Below are 17,908 nucleotides of genomic sequence, written 5' to 3'. Positions count from 1 at the left end.
GCAGTGGCGAGGGCGCCAAGGCCCTCGCCACGGTGTTGCCCTCAGTTGGTATCCAAGTCCACGTTGCGGGTTTCCCGCAGGCAGATCATGCCCACCACCAAGCTCACCCCGGTAATCACCACCGGGTACCACAGCCCGTAGAAAATATCCCCGGTGTAGACCACCAGGGCGAACGACACGGTGGGCAGGAAACCGCCGAACCAGCCGTTGCCGATGTGGTAGGGCAGGGACATGGAGGTGTAGCGGATCCGGGTCGGGAACAGTTCGACCATCAACGCCGCCAGCGGTCCGTAGCACATCGCCGAGATGATGATCAGCGCCACGATCAAGGCCACGATCATCGGCCGGTTGATCTGCTGGGCGTCGGCTTGCTGCGGGTAGCCGGCCAGGGTCACCGCACCGCGCAGGGCGGCTTCGTCGTACCCTTCGAGTTTCACGTCACCGACGCTGATCTGTACCGTGCTGCCGGCCGGAGCCGCGACGCTGCTGTAGGGCAGGCCTTGCTTGACCAGGAAGGTCTTGACCTTGTCGCATGGGCTGTCGAAACGCGCCTTGCCCACCGGGTCGAACTGGAAGGTGCAGGTGGCCGGGTCGGCGACCACGGTGATCGGTGCCTGGCGGCTTGCTTGATCGATGGCCGGGTTGGCGTAGTGGGCCAGGGTCTTGAAGATCGGGAAGTACAGGGCGGTGGCCAGCAGCAGGCCGATCATCAGCACCGGTTTGCGCCCGACCTTGTCTGACAGCCAACCAAAAAAGATAAAGAACGGCGCGCCGATCACCACGCTGACGATCAGCAGGCTGTTGGCCAGGGCTGGGTCCATCTTCAGGAACTGGGTGAGGAAAAACAGCACATAGAACTGCGCGGCGTAGAAGGTCACCGCTTGCCCGGCGTTGATGCTGAACAGGGCGATCAGCACCACCTTCAAGTTTTCCCATTTGCCAAACGACTCGCGGATCGGCGCCTTGCAGCACTTGCCTTCCTCTTTCATTTTCAGGAAGGCCGGCGACTCATGCAGGCTCAGGCGAATCCAGGTGGAGATGCCCAACAGCAGGATCGACAGCAGGAACGGAATGCGCCAGCCCCAGACTTCGAATTGATCGCCGGTGAAGTAGCGGCAGCCCAGCACCACCAGCAGCGAGAGCAACAGCCCCAACGTGGCGGTGGACTGAATCCAACTGGTATGGAAACCGCGCTTGCCCATTGGCGCGTGCTCGGCCACATAAGTCGCCGCGCCACCGTATTCACCGCCCAAGGCCAAGCCCTGGAGCATGCGCAACACCACCAGGATGATCGGCGCGGCGATGCCGATGCTGGCGTAGTTGGGCAGCAGGCCGACGCAGAACGTCGCCAGGCCCATGAGGATGATGGTGGCCAGGAACGTGTACTTGCGCCCGATCATGTCCCCCAACCGACCGAACACCAGGGCCCCGAACGGCCGCACGATGAAACCGGCGGCGAAGGCCATCAGGGCGAAGATAAACGCGGTGGTGTCGTTGACCCCGGCAAAGAACTGCTTGCTGATCACCGCCGCCAGGGCGCCATAGAGGAAAAAGTCGTACCACTCGAACACCGTCCCCAGGGACGAGGCGAAGATGACTTTCTGGGTTTCCTGGCTGGTGCCGGCGCTACGCGTGGCTTCCAGGGGCTGAACATGCTCGGACATAGCGGTATCCCTCACAGTGATTGTTTTTGTTGTTCCACTGCGACGCCGGGGTGGCGTCTCCTGATTTGATACGTTCCTTTTGCTTACACATTTCCCCCTGTGGGAGCGGGCTTGCTCGCGAAAGCGGTGCGCCAGTCGACATCATCGTTAGCTGACACACCGCCTTCGCGAGCAAGCCCGCTCCCACAGGGGGGCTCTGTTGTTTTTCAGACCGTGGCAGGCTCCTTTTGGGGCGTGGTGATTCTTGTGTCCGCCTCAAGCATCATCTGCGCTGCCTTCTCGGCAATCATCAGCGTCGGCGAGCAGGTGTTGCCCGAGGTGATGCGCGGCATGATCGAGGCATCGGCGATGCGCAGGCCCTTGATGCCGTGGACGCGCAGTTGCGCGTCCACCACCGCGTCGCGATCCTGGCCCATGCGGCACGTGCCCACCGGGTGGAAAATCGTCGTGCCGATGCGGGCGGCGGCCTGGTGCAGTTCCTCTTCGGTTTGCAGGCCGGGGCCCGGCAGGTATTCCACCGGTTTGAACGCGCTCAGGGCCGGGGCCGCGACGATGCGCCGGGTCAGGCGGATGGCGTCGGCGGCGACCCGCAAGTCTTCGGGGTGGCTCAAGTAATTGGGTTGGATCAGCGGCGCTTCGTGCGGGTCGGCCGAACGAATGTCCACCCGACCACGGCTTTGCGGGCGCAGGTCGCAGACCGACGCGGTGAAGGCCGGGAAGCTGTGTAGCGGTTCGCCGAAGCGTTCCAGGGACAACGGCTGCACGTGGTATTCGAGGTTGGCCGAGGTCTGCTCCGGGCCCGAGCGGGCGAACGCGCCGAGTTGGCTGGGGGCCATGGACAGCGGGCCGCTGCGGTCGTACAGGTAGCGCAGGCCCATGCCCATCTTGCCCCACAGGGTGCCGGCGATCTGGTTCAGGGTGCGGGCGTTTTCCAATTGGTAGATCAGCCGTAGTTGCAGGTGATCCTGCAAGTTGCCACCGACACCGGGCAGCTCATGGGTCACGCCGATGCCCAGGCGTTGCAGCAGGCTGCGCGGGCCGATCCCGGAACGTTGCAGGATCCCCGGCGAGCCGACGGCCCCGGCGCACAGGACAATTTCCTTGCGGGCCTTGAAGGTCATGCCCTTGCCTTGCCAGCGCGCGCTGACGGCGTGGGCGCGGTCATCACGCAGCAACACGCGGTCGACCTCGACGTCGGTCAACACCGTGAGGTTGGCGCGCTGGCGAACCGGCTTGAGGAACGCCTTGGCCGCGTTCCAGCGCACCCCGGCTTTCTGGTTGACCTGGAAGTATCCGCAGCCTTCATTGTCGCCGCTGTTGAAGTCGTCGACGTTGGGGATGCCGCTCTGCTCGGCGGCGCTGCGGAAGGCATCGAGAATCGGCCATGACAGGCGCTGGCGTTCGACCCGCCATTCGCCGCCGGAGCCATGGAATTCGGATGCGCCGGCAAAGTGGTTTTCGCTCTGGCGGAACAGCGGTAGCACGTTTTCCCAGGCCCAGCCGGGATTGCCCTCGGCGGCCCAGCCATCATAGTCCGCGGCTTGGCCGCGCATGTAGATCATGCCGTTGATGGAGGAGCAACCGCCCAGGACCTTGCCGCGCGGATAGCTCAGCGCGCGCCCTTGCAGGCCTGGTTGTGCTTCGGTCTTGAAGCACCAGTCGGTGCGCGGGTTGCCGATGCAGAACAGGTAGCCGACCGGGATGTGAATCCACGGATAGTTGTCGCGCCCGCCGGCTTCGAGCAGCAGCACCCGGTGTTGCGGGTTGGCCGACAGTCGATTGGCCAGCAAGCACCCGGCAGGGCCGGCGCCCACGATCACGTAATCGTATTCATCGACGACAGGTTGCATTCGCGACCTCATTCTTGTTGTTGTGGGATCCATCCTAGTTGTTAGTTTTCGTCAAAAGAATGTTAGTTTTTGCGCAGCTGCTGTGTGTTTATAAACAGTCATGCCTTTCAGGCGTGTTCAAGGATCGCCTCATGTTCGACTGGAATGACCTGCGCTATTTCCTGGAACTGCAACGCAGTGGGCGTCTGTTGACGGCTGCACGACGGCTGAACACCACCCACGCCACGGTGGCCCGGCACATCGAGGCCATCGAGAAAAGCCTGGGCACCGCGTTGTTCGTCCAGCATGCCCAGGGTTATGAACTGACCCCTGCCGGCGAGACATTGCTCAAGCACGCCGAAGCCATGGAGAACGTGGCGTTGCTGGCCCAGGAGGACATCACCCAGTCCAGTGCGCCCTTGGGCAAGATCCGTTTGGGGGTGACCGAAGGTCTGGGCATCATGTTTCTGGCCAGTCGCATGGACGGGTTGTTCCAGCGTTATCCGGGGCTGGAGGTGGAACTGGTGGCGGTGCCGCGCTTTGTCAGCATCCTCAACCGTGAGGCGGAAATCAGCATCCACCTCGAACGCCCGGCGGCCGACCTGCTGGTGACGCGAAAACTCACCGACTACAGCCTGGCGCTGTACGCCAGCCAGGTCTACCTGGACCGCTCGCCAGCCTTGCGCAGCCGCGAAGACCTGGCCCGCCACGCCTGGATCGGTTATGTCGACGACCTGCTGTTCAGCCAGGAACTGATGTTCCTCAACAGCTTTTGCCGCAATCCCCGGGTGGTGTTCCACAGCACCAGCGTCATCGCTCAGCAGCAGGCCGCGCGCTCGGGCCTGGGGATCGCCGTGTTGCCGTGCTACATGGCCAGCGGGGACCCGACGCTGGTGCCGTTGCTGCCGGACGAAACCATCCGCCGCAGCTACTGGATCAGCACCCGCCGCGAACTGCACAAATCCGTACGCCTGCGGGTGTTGTGGGATTACGTGGTGCAGTTGTGCGAGCGCGAGCAGGGGTTATTACTCCCCTGAGCACGCAATGCCCGTGTGGCGAGCCGCTCTGGGGGAACAAGGCTCTGTGGGAGCAAGGCTTGCCCGCGATGAAGAACACACGGTCTATCTGTAACCGAGTCGCCTGCTTCGCGGGCAAGCCTTGCTCCCACAGAACCCATAGAGCCCACAGATAAAGCCCCTCGCCACAAAGGTCATTGATAGGCCGGCAACTGGCCGCCCAAGCCCCCTTTTCTGGCCCCCAATGACCTCAAGCCGACGTGCTGGCGTGCCTTAGTGTTGACCCACAACAAGAAAAGCGCAGCCAAGAGGGCCCCATGCCGGCAACGACACCTTCCACCTGGCTCAACCCAGCCGTCATCCTCCTGCTTGGCACCTTGCTCGCCGGCTGCGGCGAAGAAGCCAAGCCGCCCATGCCCACGGTGTTCACGGCCATGCCCAGCGATGCGGCACTGGCCCAGGTCTATGACAGCAGCTGCAAGCTCTGCCACGCCAACCCCAGCGCCGGGGCACCGTTGACCGGCGACACGAACGCCTGGGCCCCGCGGATCGCCCAGGGCGCCGAGACCCTGCTGGACCATGCGATCAACGGCTACAACGGCATGCCGCCGATGGGCCTGTGCATGCACTGTTCCGAAGAGCAGTTCCTGGCCTTGATCGCCTTCATGTCCGGTCAACACTTCCAATAATGAATACGGGTACTACGGCATGACGATGGACTACTCACGGCGTCGGTTGCTGCAACAGGCCGGCGTTGTCGCCGCCTTCACGGCGCTGGGCAGCCAGGGCGCCCTGGCCGAGCTGATGCGTGCGCCGCGGTTGATCCCGTGGCGCAACTGGTCCGGTGCGCAGAGTTGCCTGCCGGCGGCGCGGCTGGCGCCCAAGGACCTCGATGAACTGGTGCAGGTGGTGCGCCGCGCCGAAGGGCGGATTCGCCCGGTGGGTTCCGGTCATTCCTTCAGCGCCCTGGTGCCCACCGATGGCACCTTGTTGTCGCTGAGTTTTTTCAGTGGCCTGCTGGATCACGACGAGGCCAGCCTGCAAGCCGAGTTTGGCGGTGGCACGCCTATGTCCCGCATGGGCCCGGCGCTCAAGGCCATCGGCCAGGCGCTGCCGAACATGGCCGACGTGGATTACCAGACTCTGGCCGGAGCTATCGCCACCTCGACCCACGGCACCGGCAAGGCCTTTGGCTCGTACGCGTCCCAAGTGGTCGGCCTGCAACTGGTGACGGCCAGCGGCGAGGTGCTCGATTGCGATGCCCAGCGTCATTCCGACGTGTTCAAGGCCGGCCGGGTGTCCCTTGGCGCGCTGGGGCTGGTGACCCGCGTGCGCCTGCAGAACCGCGCCGCCTATCGCTTGCGCGAGCACCAGTGGGTGGCGAAGACCGAGGAGTTGCTCGAGGACGTAGACGCCAACACCCGGGACAACCAGCACTGGGAGATGCAAGTCGTCACCCATTCCGACTATGCGCTGTCGATCACCCTGAACGAGACCACGGATCCGGCCACGCCGCCGATCAGCCCCGAGGAGGAGGGCGGCAACGAATTCGTATCCCTGATCGAAAACCTCGACAAGTACGGCAGCGATTTTCCCGCGATCCGGCGAGCGCTGCTCAACAGCCTGCGGCTGGTGGCCGATTTCGATGACCGCGTCGGGGATTCCCATGACATCTACGCCAACGCCCGCACCGTGCGCTTCAACGAGATGGAGTACTCGATGCCGGCCGAACACGGCCCGGCGTGCCTGCGGGAGATCCTCGCACTGATCCGCGACAAGGACCTGCGTACGTGGTTTCCCATCGAATACCGCTACGTGAAGGCCGACGACATTGCCTTGAGCATGTTCGAAGGCCGGGACAGTTGCTCGATCTCGGTGCACCAGCATTACCAGATGGACCACCACAATTTCTTTGCCGCTATCGAGCCGATCTTCTGGAAGTACCAGGGCCGTCCGCACTGGGGGAAACTGCACTCCCTGAACGCCAAGGCCCTCCAGGTGCTATACCCGCGCTGGACTGAATTCATCCAGGTGCGCCAGGCGCTGGACCCTGGTGGCAAGTTCCTCAATGGGCATCTTTCATCGATTCTGGGGGTGAGCTGATTGGCTTCGATCGTCGCGGGTCGAGCGCTGGCTGGCCTGCAGCTGATGCATTTCTGTCAAACACAAAACCTGTGGCGAGGGGACTTATCTGTGGGAGCAAGGCTCTGTGGGAGCAAGGCTTGCCCGCGATGAAGAACACACGGTCTATCTGGAACCGAGTCGCCTGTTTCGCGGGCAAGCCTTGCTCCCACAGAGTGGCTCGCCACAGGTGCTGTGAAACACTCTAGAACGCAAACGGAATACTGATCTTGGCCCAGAGCATCTCGCCTTCGGGGCGGTTTTCCACGTCGAACTCCTTGGCCCAGCGAATTTCGGCGCTGGCGTACTTGAGGAAGGTGAAATGCAGCGCCGGACCTATGGCGAAGACCTGGCCGCGTACGCCATCGTCCACGTCCTGCCCGGCGAATTGCACGTTGCGACCGTACTGTTTGTCGTCGGTGGTCTGCTTGAGGTAGTAGCCGTTGAGCCCCAACCTCAGGTTGTCGGTCACGCGGTAGCTGGCGGAATAGTCGAAGTGGAAAATCTGCCCCGAACGGTAGTCGGTGTCCTTGTTCTTGCGGTTGAAGCTGTAGGTGCTTTTCATCGACACCTCGGTGTCTTCCGTGGGCAACCAGGTGAAGGAGAACAGCGGCTTGTAGGTGTAGAAATTGTTGCTGGTGTTGGCCAGTCGATCGGTGCTGTATTCGCCGGTCGGTACGGTGATTTCCACCGCCGCGGCCAGGGTCAGATTCTTGCCCATGTCCCAGAGCACGATGGGCGAAATGGTGGTGTCGCCCATGCCCTCGCGGGTGTCATGCAGGCCGAACACCGAAACTTCCTGCTTGATCCAGGGCTGGGCGATGTAGATCCCCGCGCGCCCACCGGCCACCCGCAATGGGCTCAGGTAATCGATACGCGGGACCACTGCCGTGGATTCGATTTCGACATCCGGCAGCTCGCCACCCAACGAACTGATGTTGAATTTCCGGGCTTTGTAATGGTTGTAGTAGAGGTTGAACGCGACCATGTGGTCGGGAAGGCTGTCGACTTCCAGCGGCAATACGAAAAAGCCGTCGGTGCCGGGGCCGATGTTGTCCACCCCCGATTCGGTAGCCAAGGCGGGCAGGGCATAGCCGCAGGCCAGGCCGAGGGTCAGTTGCAAGGCGAATTTCGTGCGGATCGGGTTCATGGGAGGGCTCATTATTATTGTTGGAAATGCACCGGAGGTCCGAGTCATACAAATAAGCCGTTCGCCGCCGACAGGGCAGGGTATTGGCGGCCAGACAGGGGACTTGGGCGGCCAGATTTTTATGCCTCCCAACCCAGCGGCTCATGCTAACTTTGTGAAATAACCGGTTACAAAAACGCCACCTAACGTGCTCCGGAATTCGCCCCATGCAGATGAAAGTCATCGACCCCACCTATGAATTGGCGCTGGTATCGCCCTTCCTGCTGCAAACCCTGGCCGAGGTGGTGGCGAACAAGGGTTTCGATGCCGCCAGCCTGTGTCGCGGCCTGGGCTTCGACCTCGATGACCTGCAAGATCCCGCCCAGCGCATTTCCTACCGCCAGGCCGTGGTCATGATCCAACGGGCGCTCAAGCTGTTGCCCGACCAAGGCCTGGGGTTGTGGGTGGGTGACCGCAACGTGCTCGGCACCCTCGGCCTGCTGGGCCACGTCTTGTCGTTGTGCGAAACCCTGCGCGATGCCTTCGCCCTGGGGGTTCGTTACCAGCACACCACCGGCGGCATCGCCGTGACCCGGGTCGAAGAAGCCACTGACCGGATCATGGTCGAGGCCACGTGCCGCCTGCCTTTCGCCGAGATCCAGGTGTTTGCCGTGGAAGAATTCTTCGCCAGCCTGATGGTCTACGGCCGGGCGCTGGCAGGCCCCGATTTCAAACCCAAGGCCGTGGAGTTCATGCACGCTGCGCCGTCCTATGCCCAGGAATATCAGCGGATCTTGGGACCGGATGTGCGTTTCGGTTGCCGGCACAACCGCATGCTGATCGATGTGCGTTGGCTGGATATGCGCCTGCCCAATCATCATCCGTTGGCCCTGCGCCAGGCATTGGCCTTGCTCGAGCAGGAGGCCTGCGAGGTCCACCAGAAGATCGACCTGATCCAGACCGTGGAACGGGCAATTGCCCGGGACCTGACCCGGGGCAGCCACATCGAGAAAATCGCCGGTGACCTCAACATGAGCAGCCGCACCCTACGTCGACGCCTGACCGAACACAGCCTGACCTTCGAGGCCTTGCTCGAACAAGTGCGCCGCGGCCGCACCCTGAACCTGCTGGCCAACCCAGAGCTGTCCATCGAGCGCATTACCGAAGAAGTCGGCTACAGCGATGTGCGCAGTTTCCGCCGGGCGTTTCGGCGCTGGACAGGCATGAGCCCGAGCGCGTTTCGCAATGAGAGTGCCGACGCTCGGCTCTAGTATTTCTCAAGCTGGGTCGGCTTCCCTAAGGTCCCGTCCTAACTCGTTATGACAAGTGATAAGGCCATGCCCGACAACGTGCTTTCCCTCAGCAGCGTGCCGCTGCACACGCAACTGCGAGACGTGCTGCGTGCAATACCCTCAAGGCAGCCAGGTGCCCTCGGAAAGCAAGCTCGGTGCGCTGTTTAGTGTCAGCCGTACAGACCACCATAGGGATTGGTGATGGGCTCTGAGTCTGTGAACTGACTGGCGGCGCTTGTCAGAAAAATCCCGGAAGAGTACAAATGTACTCCATGACGACTCTCACGCCCCGCCGTACCGCCATCCTGACTTTTATCCGCGAACGCATCGCTGATCAGGGTCAGCCTCCCAGTCTCGCTGAAATCAGCGAGGCGTTTGGTTTTGCCTCCCGCAGCGTGGCGCGCAAGCATGTGCTGGCGTTGACCGAGGCTGGTTTCATCGAAGTCAATCCGCACCAGGCCCGGGGCATCCGGCTGCTGAACCAGCCGCCACGGCCCGAGTTGCTGGACGTGCCGGTGCTGGGGCGAGTGGCGGCGGGCCTGCCGATTGGCGCCGATGCCGAGGTCCACAGCCGCCTGATGCTGGACCCGGCGATTTTCACCAAGGCGCCGGATTACCTGCTGCGGGTCCAGGGCGACTCGATGATCGAGGACGGCATTCTCGACGGTGACCTGGTGGGCGTGCAGCGCACCCCCCAGGCTGCCAACGGCCAGATCGTCGTGGCGCGCCTGGACGGTGAAGTCACCATCAAGCGCTTCGAGCGCATCGGCGAGCGGGTGCGTTTGCTGCCGCGCAACCCGGCCTATCAGCCGATCATCGTCGAGGCCGACCAGGACCTGGCGATAGAAGGGGTGTTCTGTGGCTTGGTGAGGCAAGGGTGATGGGCGCTGTTGTTGCGCTGGATACGCTGTTCAACGGCGGCCAGGTCTGGAAGGGCCGGCCTGCGCCGCCCGCCGCCAGTCCGCAACCCACTGGCCATGGAGCACTGGACGCGGCGTTGCCCAGTGGCGGTTGGCCGGAAGCGGCGTTGACGGAGCTGCTCATCGCTGCGCCGGGCGTGGGCGAGTTGCAATTGGTGTGGCCGACCCTGGCGCGGCTGTCGGCGGCGGGGGAGCGGATCGTGCTGGTGGCGCCGCCGTTCGTGCCTTATCCCCAGGCCTGGCAGAACGCGGGTATCGACCTGCGTCAGTTATCGGTGATCCGCGCCGATGAGCGCGAGGCCCTGTGGGCCACCGAACAATGCCTGCGTTCGGGCAGTTGTGGCGCGGTGCTGTGCTGGCCCCGACAGGCGGACGACCGGGCCTTGCGCCGTTTGCAAGTGGCGGCGGAAACCGGCCAGACCCTGGCGTTCGCCTGGCGCTCCATCCAGGAAGCCATCAACCCATCGCCGGCGGCCCTGCGCATTGCCATCGATACCCGGCCTGCGCAGTTGCGTGTGCTCAAGTGCCGGGGCGGGCTGGCCCGTTCGGCGCCGATTGCCTTTGCCACGCTCGCCCCACAAACCGGGCATTGAGGTTGCGATGCGCTGGGTCTGTATTCTCTTCCCGCAATTGGCGCTGGACGCCGCGCTGCGTCAGCGCCCCGATCCCGACCAACCCCTGGCATTGCTGACCGGCCCGGCCCAGCGTCGGGTGCTGCAAGCGGTGAACGCGCCGGCCCGGGCCCTGGGCTTGCGGCCCGGCCAGACCATGACCGCCGCCCAGGCCTTGAGCAAAGGCTTTGCCACCGCCGAATACGACGCGGCGCAGATCGAACATTGGCAACAGTTCCTGGCGGCCTGGGCCTACCGTTTCAGCTCCCAGGTCAGCGTGCATTACCCGCGAACGTTGCTGTTCGAGATCGAGTCGAGTCTGGGCCTGTTCGGACCCTGGCCGGTGTTCGAGGCGCGCTTGCGGGCCGAGCTGACCGAGCTGGGCTTTCGTCATCGCATCGTCGCCGCTCCCAATCCGGTGGCGGCACGGGTGTTGGCCAATGCCTATGACGCCCTGGTGGTGCCCGATGTCGAGACCTTGCAACAGTACCTGGGACACATGCCCGTGGAGCGAGTCGGCCTGGAGCCCGATGTCGCCACGGCGCTGTCGCGCATGGGCCTGCGCCGCCTGAGCCAGGTCCAGGCCTTGCCCCGGCAGACCCTGGCACGGCGCTTCGAGGCCCAGGTGCTCAAGCACCTCGATGCGCTGACGGGCAATCGCACCCTGGCGCTGTCGTTCTACCTGCCACCGGACCGTTTCGATGTGCGCATCGAACTCAACTATGACGTGCAATCCCACCAGGCACTGTTGTTCCCGTTGCGTCGCCTGACCGGTGACCTGTCGGCCTTCCTCTGCGGGCGCGACAGCGGCGTGCAGCGCTTCGACCTGCACCTGGAACACGCCGGGTTGCCGGATACCGTGATCAAGGTCGGTCTGCTCAGCGCCGAACGGGACCCGGCGATGCTCTTCGAGCTGGCCCGCGGTCGCTTGGAACAGGTGCAGGTCGAGGCCCCGGTGCGGGGCTTTCGCTTGTGTGCCGAAGACTTGCCGAGTTTCGTGCCCCAGCGCATGGAGCTGTTCGACGAACGCCCGCAACAGTCATTGCCCTGGGAGCAATTGCGCGAACGTCTGCGAGCCCGGTTGGGGGATGACGCCGTGCAGGGCTTGGGGTTTCGCGACGACCATCGGCCTGAGTGCGCCTGGCAGATGACGTCCCAACCCAAATCCCAGACGTGTCCGGTGCGCGACGGCGTGCAGCGTCCCGGTTGGTTGCTGGATGCGCCCCAGGCATTGGCGCAAGGCCAGGCGCAGATCCTCATGGGCCCCGAGCGTATCGAGACCGGTTGGTGGGACGGTGCGGATGTGCGCCGCGACTATTACCTGATCGAAACCCGTAGCGGGCAACGGGGCTGGGCCTATCGACCGGTGGGCGAGGGCGGGCCGCTGTGGCTGCAGGGTTGGTTTGCATGAGCATTGAGTATGCCGAGCTGCATTGCCTGTCGAACTTCAGCTTCCAGCGCGGCGCCTCCAGTGCCCTGGAGTTATGCCGTCGCGCCAAGCAGCAGGGCTATCAGGCCCTGGCGATCACCGACGAATGCACCCTGGCCGGGATCGTCCGGGCCTGGCAGGCGGCCAAGGAACTGGCGCTGCAACTGATCGTCGGCAGCGAAGTCCAGGTCGAGAACGGTCCGAAACTGGTGTTGCTGGTGGAGAACCTGGACGGTTATCAAACCTTGTGCCGGTTGATCACCCGCGCCCGGCGTCGCAGCGAGAAGGGCCACTATCGCATCGTGCGAGAGGACTTCGACCAACCCTTGCCGGGGCTGCTGGCCTTGTGGGTCGCCGAGGGCAAAGACGCCGAGGAACACGGGCGTTGGCTCCAGCCGATCTTTGCCGGGCGCCTGTGGCTGACGGTCCAGTTGCATTGCGGGCAGGACGACCGTCACCGGTTGGCAGAGTCGTTGGCGCTGGCCGAGTGCTTGGCTCTTCCGGCCGTGGCCAGCGGCGACGTGCACATGCACGTGCGTGGCCGTCGCGCCTTGCAGGACACCATGACCGCCATCCGTCATCACGTCACGGTGGCCGAGGCCGGCCAGCGCTTGCACCCCAACGGCGAGCGCCACTTGCGCAGCCGCAAGGATCTGGCCGAGCTCTATCCGCGGGCCTTGCTCGATGAAACCCTGGACATCGCCCGGCGCTGCACCTTCGACCTCGGCCAACTGCGCTACCAATACCCCCGCGAGCTGGTGCCCGAGGGGCATGACCCGGCGTCCTGGCTGCGGGAACTGACCGAGCGCGGCATGCGTGAGCGCTGGGACAAAGGTGTACCAGACAAGGTCCGGGTGCAGATCGACAAGGAACTGAGCCTGATCGCCGAGTTGGGCTATGACAGCTATTTCCTCACCGTGCAGGACATCGTCAGCTTCGCCCGCAGCCGCCATATCCTTTGCCAGGGGCGCGGCTCGGCGGCCAACTCGGCGGTGTGCTACGCCTTGGGCATCACCGAAATCGACCCCAGCCTCACCAGCCTGTTGTTCGAACGCTTCCTGTCCCGGGAGCGCAACGAGCCGCCGGACATCGATGTCGATTTTGAACATGACCGTCGCGAGGAAGTGCTGCAGTACGTGTTCCAGCGCTACGGTCGTCATCGTGCGGCCTTGACGGCGGTGGTCAGCAGCTACCACGGCGCCGGGGCGGTGCGCGATGTGGCCAAGGCCCTGGGCCTGCCACCGGATCAGGTCAACGCCCTGGCCGATTGCTGTGGCCGTTGGAGCGACGAAGCGCCGCCGGTGGAGCGTTTGCGTGAAGGCGGTTTCGACCCGGACAGCCCGGTGTTGCGCCGGGTCCTGGGCCTGACCCAGCAATTGATCGGTTTTCCCCGGCATTTGTCCCAACACCCTGGCGGTTTCGTGATTTCCGAACAGCCCCTGGACACCCTGGTGCCGGTGGAAAACGCCGCCATGGCCGAGCGCACCATCATCCAGTGGGACAAAGACGACCTGGATGCGGTGGGCTTGCTCAAGGTGGACATCCTGGCCCTGGGCATGCTCAGTGCGATTCGCCGGTGTTTCGACTTGATCGAGCAGTACCGGGGGCAGCGTTATGCCTTGGCGTCGTTGCCCAAGGAGGATCGGGCGACCTACGAAATGATCAGCCGCGCTGACACCATCGGTGTGTTCCAGATCGAGTCCCGGGCGCAGATGTCGATGTTGCCTCGGCTGAGACCCGAGACGTTCTACGACTTGGTCATCGAAGTGGCGATTGTGCGGCCCGGGCCGATCCAGGGTGGGATGGTGCATCCGTACCTGCGGCGTAGAAACGATGAAGAGGCGGTGACTTATCCCTCTGAAGCATTGAAGGAAGTGCTCAACCGAACCTTGGGTGTTCCCTTGTTCCAGGAACAGGTCATGCAGATCGCCATCGTCGCGGCCGACTACACCCCGGGTGAAGCCGACCAGTTGCGGCGTTCCATGGCCGCCTGGAAACGTCACGGCGGGTTGGAGCCCCATCGGGAGCGCCTGGCGCAGGGGATGAAGAACAACGGCTACACCGCTGAGTTCGCCGCGCAAATCTTCGAACAGATCAAAGGCTTCGGCAATTACGGTTTTCCCGAATCCCACGCCGCCAGTTTCGCCTTGCTGACCTACGCCAGCAGTTGGCTCAAATGCCACGAACCGGCGGCGTTCGCCTGTGCCCTGATCAACAGCTGGCCCATGGGCTTCTACAGTCCGGACCAGATCCTCCAGGATGCCCGCCGGCATCAACTGTCGATCCACCCGGTGGACGTGCGCGCTAGCGCTTGGGAGTGCAGCCTCGAGCCCATGGACGGCCGGCAACCGGCGATTCGCATGGGCCTGCGCCTGGTCAAGGGCTTTCGCGAAGAGGATGCCCGCCGTATCGAAGCGGCGCGCCGGCATCGACCCTTCAGCGACGTGGCCGACCTGGGCGAACGCGCGCAACTCGATGCCCGGGCCCAGGCGCAACTGGCCGACGCGGGGGCCTTGCAGGGCTTGGCGGGGGATCGCCATCGGGCCCGCTGGGAAGTGGCCGGGGTGCAGAAACAACTGGGCTTGTTCGCCGGTTTGCCCAGCCAGGAAGAACTGCCCGTGGCCTTGCCCGAACCCACGCTGGGAGAAAATCTGTTTGCCGATTACGCCACGCTGGGCACGACACTCGGGCCTCATCCGCTGGCCCTGCTGCGTTCCGAGCTGCGCGCCCGGCGCTGTCGCAGCTCCCGGGAATTGCAGGACGTGGAGCATGGCCGCAACGTCAGCGTCGCCGGGCTGGTCACCGGCCGCCAACGTCCGGGCACGGCCAGCGGCGTGACCTTCGTCACCCTGGAAGATGAATTTGGCAACCTCAACGTGGTGGTCTGGCGCGACCTGGCCGAGCGCCAACGCAAGACCCTGGTGGGCTCGCAATTGCTCAGGGTCGACGGGCGCTGGGAAAGCGTCGGCGAGGTCCGTCACTTGATCGCCGGGCGCTTGAGCGACCTGACTGAATTGCTGGCGGGTATCCAGGTGCAGAGTCGCGATTTCCGTTGAGCTCGCAAATCCTGTTTGGATCCGGGACATGATTCCTGTGGCAAACAAAGAACTCTGTGGCGAGGGGATTTATCCCCGCTGGGTTGCGAAGCAGCCCCATGTTTCATCAGCCACAGTGATGTGCCAGGCAGGACGCAGGGGGTTGCTGCGCAACCCGGCGGGGATAAATCCCCTCGCCACAGGTCATTCCTTTTGCCCCAGAAAGCATGTCCCCAGTCCAGACAGGTCGTCATCATGACCTCACCATGAAACCAAACGCCAACCCGGCGCTCGAAGCTCTGATCGCAAGGGGTTTGTGTAGGCCGATTCCCTGCAGGCATTTTGAGGTTCAGAGTCGACCATGGAGTTTCTATCCCAGAATCACGGCTGCCCTGGATGGGGCGGTGAGATGGCCGGGCGTATCCGGGCGTTCGATTGGAGCCGGACCGAGTTAGGCGCCATCGAGCACTGGTCCGCCAGCTTGCGCAGCGCTGTCCAATTGTTGCTGGCTTCGCCCCTGCCGATGGTGATGTTGTGGGGCCGCCAGGGCTTCATGATTTACAACGATGCCTATGCCGAGTTCGCCGGCGGCCGCCATCCTTACTTGCTGGGGTGCGCGGTGGAGTTGGGCTGGCCGGAGGTCGCCGAATTCAATCGCCATGTGCTGGACGTCTGTCTGGCCGGCGGCACCTTGTCCTACCGCAGCAAAGAGCTGGTCCTGCTGCGTGATGGCAAGCCTGAAGACGTGTGGATGGACCTCTACTACAGCCCGGTGCCCGATGACGACCAGTCCCCGGCGGGCGTGCTGGCGATTGTGGTGGAAACCACCGAGCACGTATTGACCGAGCGCGCCCGGCAAGCGGCCGAACGCAGTTACCGCGCGGTCAATGAGCGCATCCAACTGGCGCTCTCGGCCGGGCCCTTGCTGGGGTCGTTCGTCTGGGACATCCAGGCCGACACGCTGTCGGGGGATGAGCGTTTTGCCCGCACCTTCAACTACCCACCCGATTGTTCGCTGGACGCACTGCCCATCGAGATTGCCCGCCAGGGCATCCACCCGGATGACCTTGACGAGGTCAACCAGCGGGTCGAACTGACCGTGCGCACAGGCACGCCTTACAGCGCTGAGTATCGGGTGCGCCGCCTGGGCGGTGACTACCGGTGGGTGCTGGCCAGCGGTCGATGCGAGTTCGACGGGACGGGCCGGCCCCTGCGGTTTCCGGGGGTGTTGATTGATATCAACGAGCGCAAGACGGCCGAAGCTTCGCTGCTCAAATTCACTCGCGACCTGGAACAACGGGTCGCCAACGAGGTGCAGGCGCGGTTGGCTGCGGAAGAGCAGTTGCGCCAGTCGCAGAAGCTCGAGGCCATTGGCGGCCTCACCGGTGGCGTGGCCCATGACTTCAACAATTTGCTGCAGGTGATCGCCGGCAACCTGCATTTGCTGGCCCGCCACGAACGGGACAACGCCAATGTGCAACGGCGGGTCAGCGCCTCCATCGAAGCCGTAGAGCGGGGCGCAAAATTGTCATCGCAGTTGCTGGCTTTTGCCCGGCGTCAGCCATTGTCACCGGCGGTCTACAACCCTCGGCGCATCTACGAGGGCATGGGTGAACTGCTGCAACGGGCCTTGGGCGAAACCATCCTGATTGAAGTGAGCCTGCCCCAGGAGCCTTGGCGCATTCACGTCGATCGCAATCAACTGGAAAATGCCTTGTTGAACCTGGCGATCAATGCGCGTGATGCCATGGGCGGCGAGGGCACCATCCATCTGATTGGCGAGAACATTGTGCTCGATGACGCGTTCTGCGCCGGCAAGGGGATCCCGGCCGGCGATTATGTCCGGCTGTCGGTGATCGATCGCGGTGCCGGCATGCCGCCCGATGTCCTGCAGCAGGTGTTCGAACCGTTTTTCACCACCAAGACCGATGGCCAGGGCACCGGGCTTGGATTGAGCATGGTGTTCGGGTTCGTCAAGCAGAGTGGCGGCCATATCGAGGTATCCAGTGACCTGGGCGAGGGCACGCGAGTACGGATGTATTTCCCTCGAAGTCTTGCACCCGAAGTAGGGGAAGCCGAGCAACACGACGCGCTTCAGTCCGGTCGGCAAGAGACGATTCTAGTGGTGGAGGATAACGACGAGGTGCGCAGCGCGTCGGTGGAACTGCTGGAACAGTCCGGCTATCGGACCCTCACGGCCGCCAACGGTGATGAGGCGATGAAGTTGCTGCTGGACGGCACCTCGGTCGACCTGATCTTCACCGACGTGGTCATGCCCGGCCTGATCAAGAGCTCCGACCTGGCCGCCTGGGCCAAGGTACAGAATCCGCCGGTCCCCGTGCTGTTCACTTCGGGGCACACTCGGGACATCATTTCCCGGAACCATCAATTGAGCCCCGACACCCATTTGTTGAGCAAACCCTACGGCCCGGACGCACTCGCCCGGATGGTGAGGAGCGTGCTGGGCGGTTGAGCGCGACGCTGCAAACAAATGGAACCGAAGCCGTCGCGTCACCTTCGAATGATCAAGACCGGTCATCCATCCGGCCCTGCCATGAACGAGGTGCCCATGAACGACGATCCCGCAAACACTCAGCAACAAGGCCAGGCACAGACGCCATCCCCGCGTAACGATCCGGCCATCGATCCCCAGGTCCCGGGCCAGCCGTCGAGCGCCGAGCCAGCCAGTCCCGCCGGGGCGGATCAGGCTGACAGCGCCGCCACTGAGGTCGATCAGAAGCAGCATCATCAGGACAATGACAACACCTTCAGCCCTGGCTTCAAGCCTGACCCGGACCGGCCGAAATCCAGTGACGACACGGATGCCGATATCGATACCGATGGGGGCTAGCCTGTTTGCCA

At 63.6% G+C, this 17,908-nt stretch carries 13 protein-coding genes and 1 pseudogene; 11 read left to right on the top strand and 3 right to left on the bottom strand.

From position 1 onward, the window contains the following. Positions 1-41: 41 nt before the first annotated feature. The gene (locus PSH84_RS22970; RefSeq protein ID WP_305467655.1) at positions 42-1,664 is read right to left on the bottom strand and encodes an MFS transporter; all 1,623 of its coding nucleotides are present in this window, start codon (positions 1,662-1,664) and stop codon (positions 42-44) included. Positions 1,665-1,870: 206 nt separating this feature from the next. Continuing rightward, the gene (locus PSH84_RS22965; RefSeq protein ID WP_305481847.1) at positions 1,871-3,514 is read right to left on the bottom strand and encodes a GMC family oxidoreductase; all 1,644 of its coding nucleotides are present in this window, start codon (positions 3,512-3,514) and stop codon (positions 1,871-1,873) included. Between the two features lie 131 nt (positions 3,515-3,645). Here PSH84_RS22965 and PSH84_RS22960 point away from each other — a divergent pair, with 131 nt between their 5' ends. From PSH84_RS22960 to PSH84_RS22950, 3 genes are all read left to right on the top strand, one after another. Continuing rightward, positions 3,646-4,530: a LysR family transcriptional regulator gene (locus PSH84_RS22960; protein ID WP_305467651.1), complete on the top strand. Its 885-nt coding sequence runs from the start codon at positions 3,646-3,648 to the stop codon at positions 4,528-4,530. A gap of 296 nt (positions 4,531-4,826) precedes the next feature. Further along, complete coding sequence (locus PSH84_RS22955; RefSeq protein ID WP_305467650.1) at positions 4,827-5,198, top strand: c-type cytochrome; 372 nt, start codon at positions 4,827-4,829, stop codon at positions 5,196-5,198. Between the two features lie 115 nt (positions 5,199-5,313). Next, positions 5,314-6,612, top strand: coding sequence for a D-arabinono-1,4-lactone oxidase (locus PSH84_RS22950; protein ID WP_305483193.1), 1,299 nt, complete (start codon positions 5,314-5,316; stop codon positions 6,610-6,612). Between the two features lie 223 nt (positions 6,613-6,835). On the opposite strand, the gene PSH84_RS22945 is transcribed toward PSH84_RS22950, so the two are convergent. Next, positions 6,836-7,780 carry a SphA family protein gene (locus PSH84_RS22945; RefSeq protein WP_305481846.1) on the bottom strand — a complete coding sequence of 315 codons (945 nt, stop codon included), beginning with the start codon at positions 7,778-7,780 and terminating at the stop codon, positions 6,836-6,838. Positions 7,781-7,986: 206 nt separating this feature from the next. Between PSH84_RS22945 and PSH84_RS22940 the strand changes: the two genes are divergently transcribed. From PSH84_RS22940 to PSH84_RS22905, 8 genes and pseudogenes are all read left to right on the top strand, one after another. Further along, positions 7,987-9,030 (top strand): AraC family transcriptional regulator, encoded by a 1,044-nt coding sequence (locus tag PSH84_RS22940; protein WP_305481845.1) that lies wholly within the window; start codon positions 7,987-7,989, stop codon positions 9,028-9,030. A 66-nt stretch (positions 9,031-9,096) separates the two neighbouring features. Then, positions 9,097-9,229 (top strand): annotated as a pseudogene (locus PSH84_RS22935) (GntR family transcriptional regulator); the annotation flags it as partial. Positions 9,230-9,314: 85 nt separating this feature from the next. After that, positions 9,315-9,932, top strand: coding sequence for a transcriptional repressor LexA (lexA, locus tag PSH84_RS22930; protein ID WP_013692700.1), 618 nt, complete (start codon positions 9,315-9,317; stop codon positions 9,930-9,932). Next, a complete protein-coding gene (imuA, locus tag PSH84_RS22925; RefSeq protein WP_122568481.1) occupies positions 9,932-10,564 on the top strand; it encodes a translesion DNA synthesis-associated protein ImuA in 633 nt (210 codons plus the stop codon). The genes lexA and imuA overlap by 1 nt, the downstream gene beginning before the upstream one ends. A gap of 7 nt (positions 10,565-10,571) precedes the next feature. Continuing rightward, positions 10,572-11,993: a Y-family DNA polymerase gene (locus PSH84_RS22920; RefSeq protein ID WP_305481844.1), complete on the top strand. Its 1,422-nt coding sequence runs from the start codon at positions 10,572-10,574 to the stop codon at positions 11,991-11,993. Next, entirely contained in the window at positions 11,990-15,067 is a 3,078-nt protein-coding gene (locus tag PSH84_RS22915; protein WP_305481843.1) for an error-prone DNA polymerase, read from the top strand. Before PSH84_RS22920 ends, PSH84_RS22915 begins: the two co-directional genes overlap by 4 nt. Positions 15,068-15,407: 340 nt before the next feature. Then, positions 15,408-17,519 carry a hybrid sensor histidine kinase/response regulator gene (locus PSH84_RS22910; RefSeq protein ID WP_122568484.1) on the top strand — a complete coding sequence of 704 codons (2,112 nt, stop codon included), beginning with the start codon at positions 15,408-15,410 and terminating at the stop codon, positions 17,517-17,519. Positions 17,520-17,615: 96 nt separating this feature from the next. Beyond that, positions 17,616-17,897: a hypothetical protein gene (locus PSH84_RS22905; RefSeq protein WP_163006849.1), complete on the top strand. Its 282-nt coding sequence runs from the start codon at positions 17,616-17,618 to the stop codon at positions 17,895-17,897. Positions 17,898-17,908 lie beyond the last annotated feature (11 nt).

It is taken from the genome of Pseudomonas beijingensis, from assembly GCF_030687295.1.
Taxonomy (GTDB): domain Bacteria; phylum Pseudomonadota; class Gammaproteobacteria; order Pseudomonadales; family Pseudomonadaceae; genus Aquipseudomonas; species Aquipseudomonas beijingensis.
The sequence above is the reverse complement of the archived record's forward strand: the minus strand, read 5'-3'. Positions and strand labels throughout refer to the sequence as shown.

What these genes read in the sequence shown, in the direction of transcription:
- PSH84_RS22965 (WP_305481847.1), bottom strand. Translation starts at nt 3,514, where the DNA reads ATGCAACCTGTCGTCGATGAATACGATTACGTGATCGTGGGCGCCGGC.
- PSH84_RS22905 (WP_163006849.1), top strand. Translation starts at nt 17,616, where the DNA reads ATGAACGACGATCCCGCAAACACTCAGCAACAAGGCCAGGCACAGACG.
- PSH84_RS22920 (WP_305481844.1), top strand. Translation starts at nt 10,572, where the DNA reads ATGCGCTGGGTCTGTATTCTCTTCCCGCAATTGGCGCTGGACGCCGCG.
- PSH84_RS22955 (WP_305467650.1), top strand. Translation starts at nt 4,827, where the DNA reads ATGCCGGCAACGACACCTTCCACCTGGCTCAACCCAGCCGTCATCCTC.
- PSH84_RS22950 (WP_305483193.1), top strand. Translation starts at nt 5,314, where the DNA reads ATGCGTGCGCCGCGGTTGATCCCGTGGCGCAACTGGTCCGGTGCGCAG.
- PSH84_RS22945 (WP_305481846.1), bottom strand. Translation starts at nt 7,780, where the DNA reads ATGAACCCGATCCGCACGAAATTCGCCTTGCAACTGACCCTCGGCCTG.
- PSH84_RS22910 (WP_122568484.1), top strand. Translation starts at nt 15,408, where the DNA reads ATGGAGTTTCTATCCCAGAATCACGGCTGCCCTGGATGGGGCGGTGAG.
- imuA (WP_122568481.1), top strand. Translation starts at nt 9,932, where the DNA reads ATGGGCGCTGTTGTTGCGCTGGATACGCTGTTCAACGGCGGCCAGGTC.
- lexA (WP_013692700.1), top strand. Translation starts at nt 9,315, where the DNA reads ATGTACTCCATGACGACTCTCACGCCCCGCCGTACCGCCATCCTGACT.
- PSH84_RS22915 (WP_305481843.1), top strand. Translation starts at nt 11,990, where the DNA reads ATGAGCATTGAGTATGCCGAGCTGCATTGCCTGTCGAACTTCAGCTTC.
- PSH84_RS22970 (WP_305467655.1), bottom strand. Translation starts at nt 1,664, where the DNA reads ATGTCCGAGCATGTTCAGCCCCTGGAAGCCACGCGTAGCGCCGGCACC.
- PSH84_RS22960 (WP_305467651.1), top strand. Translation starts at nt 3,646, where the DNA reads ATGTTCGACTGGAATGACCTGCGCTATTTCCTGGAACTGCAACGCAGT.
- PSH84_RS22940 (WP_305481845.1), top strand. Translation starts at nt 7,987, where the DNA reads ATGCAGATGAAAGTCATCGACCCCACCTATGAATTGGCGCTGGTATCG.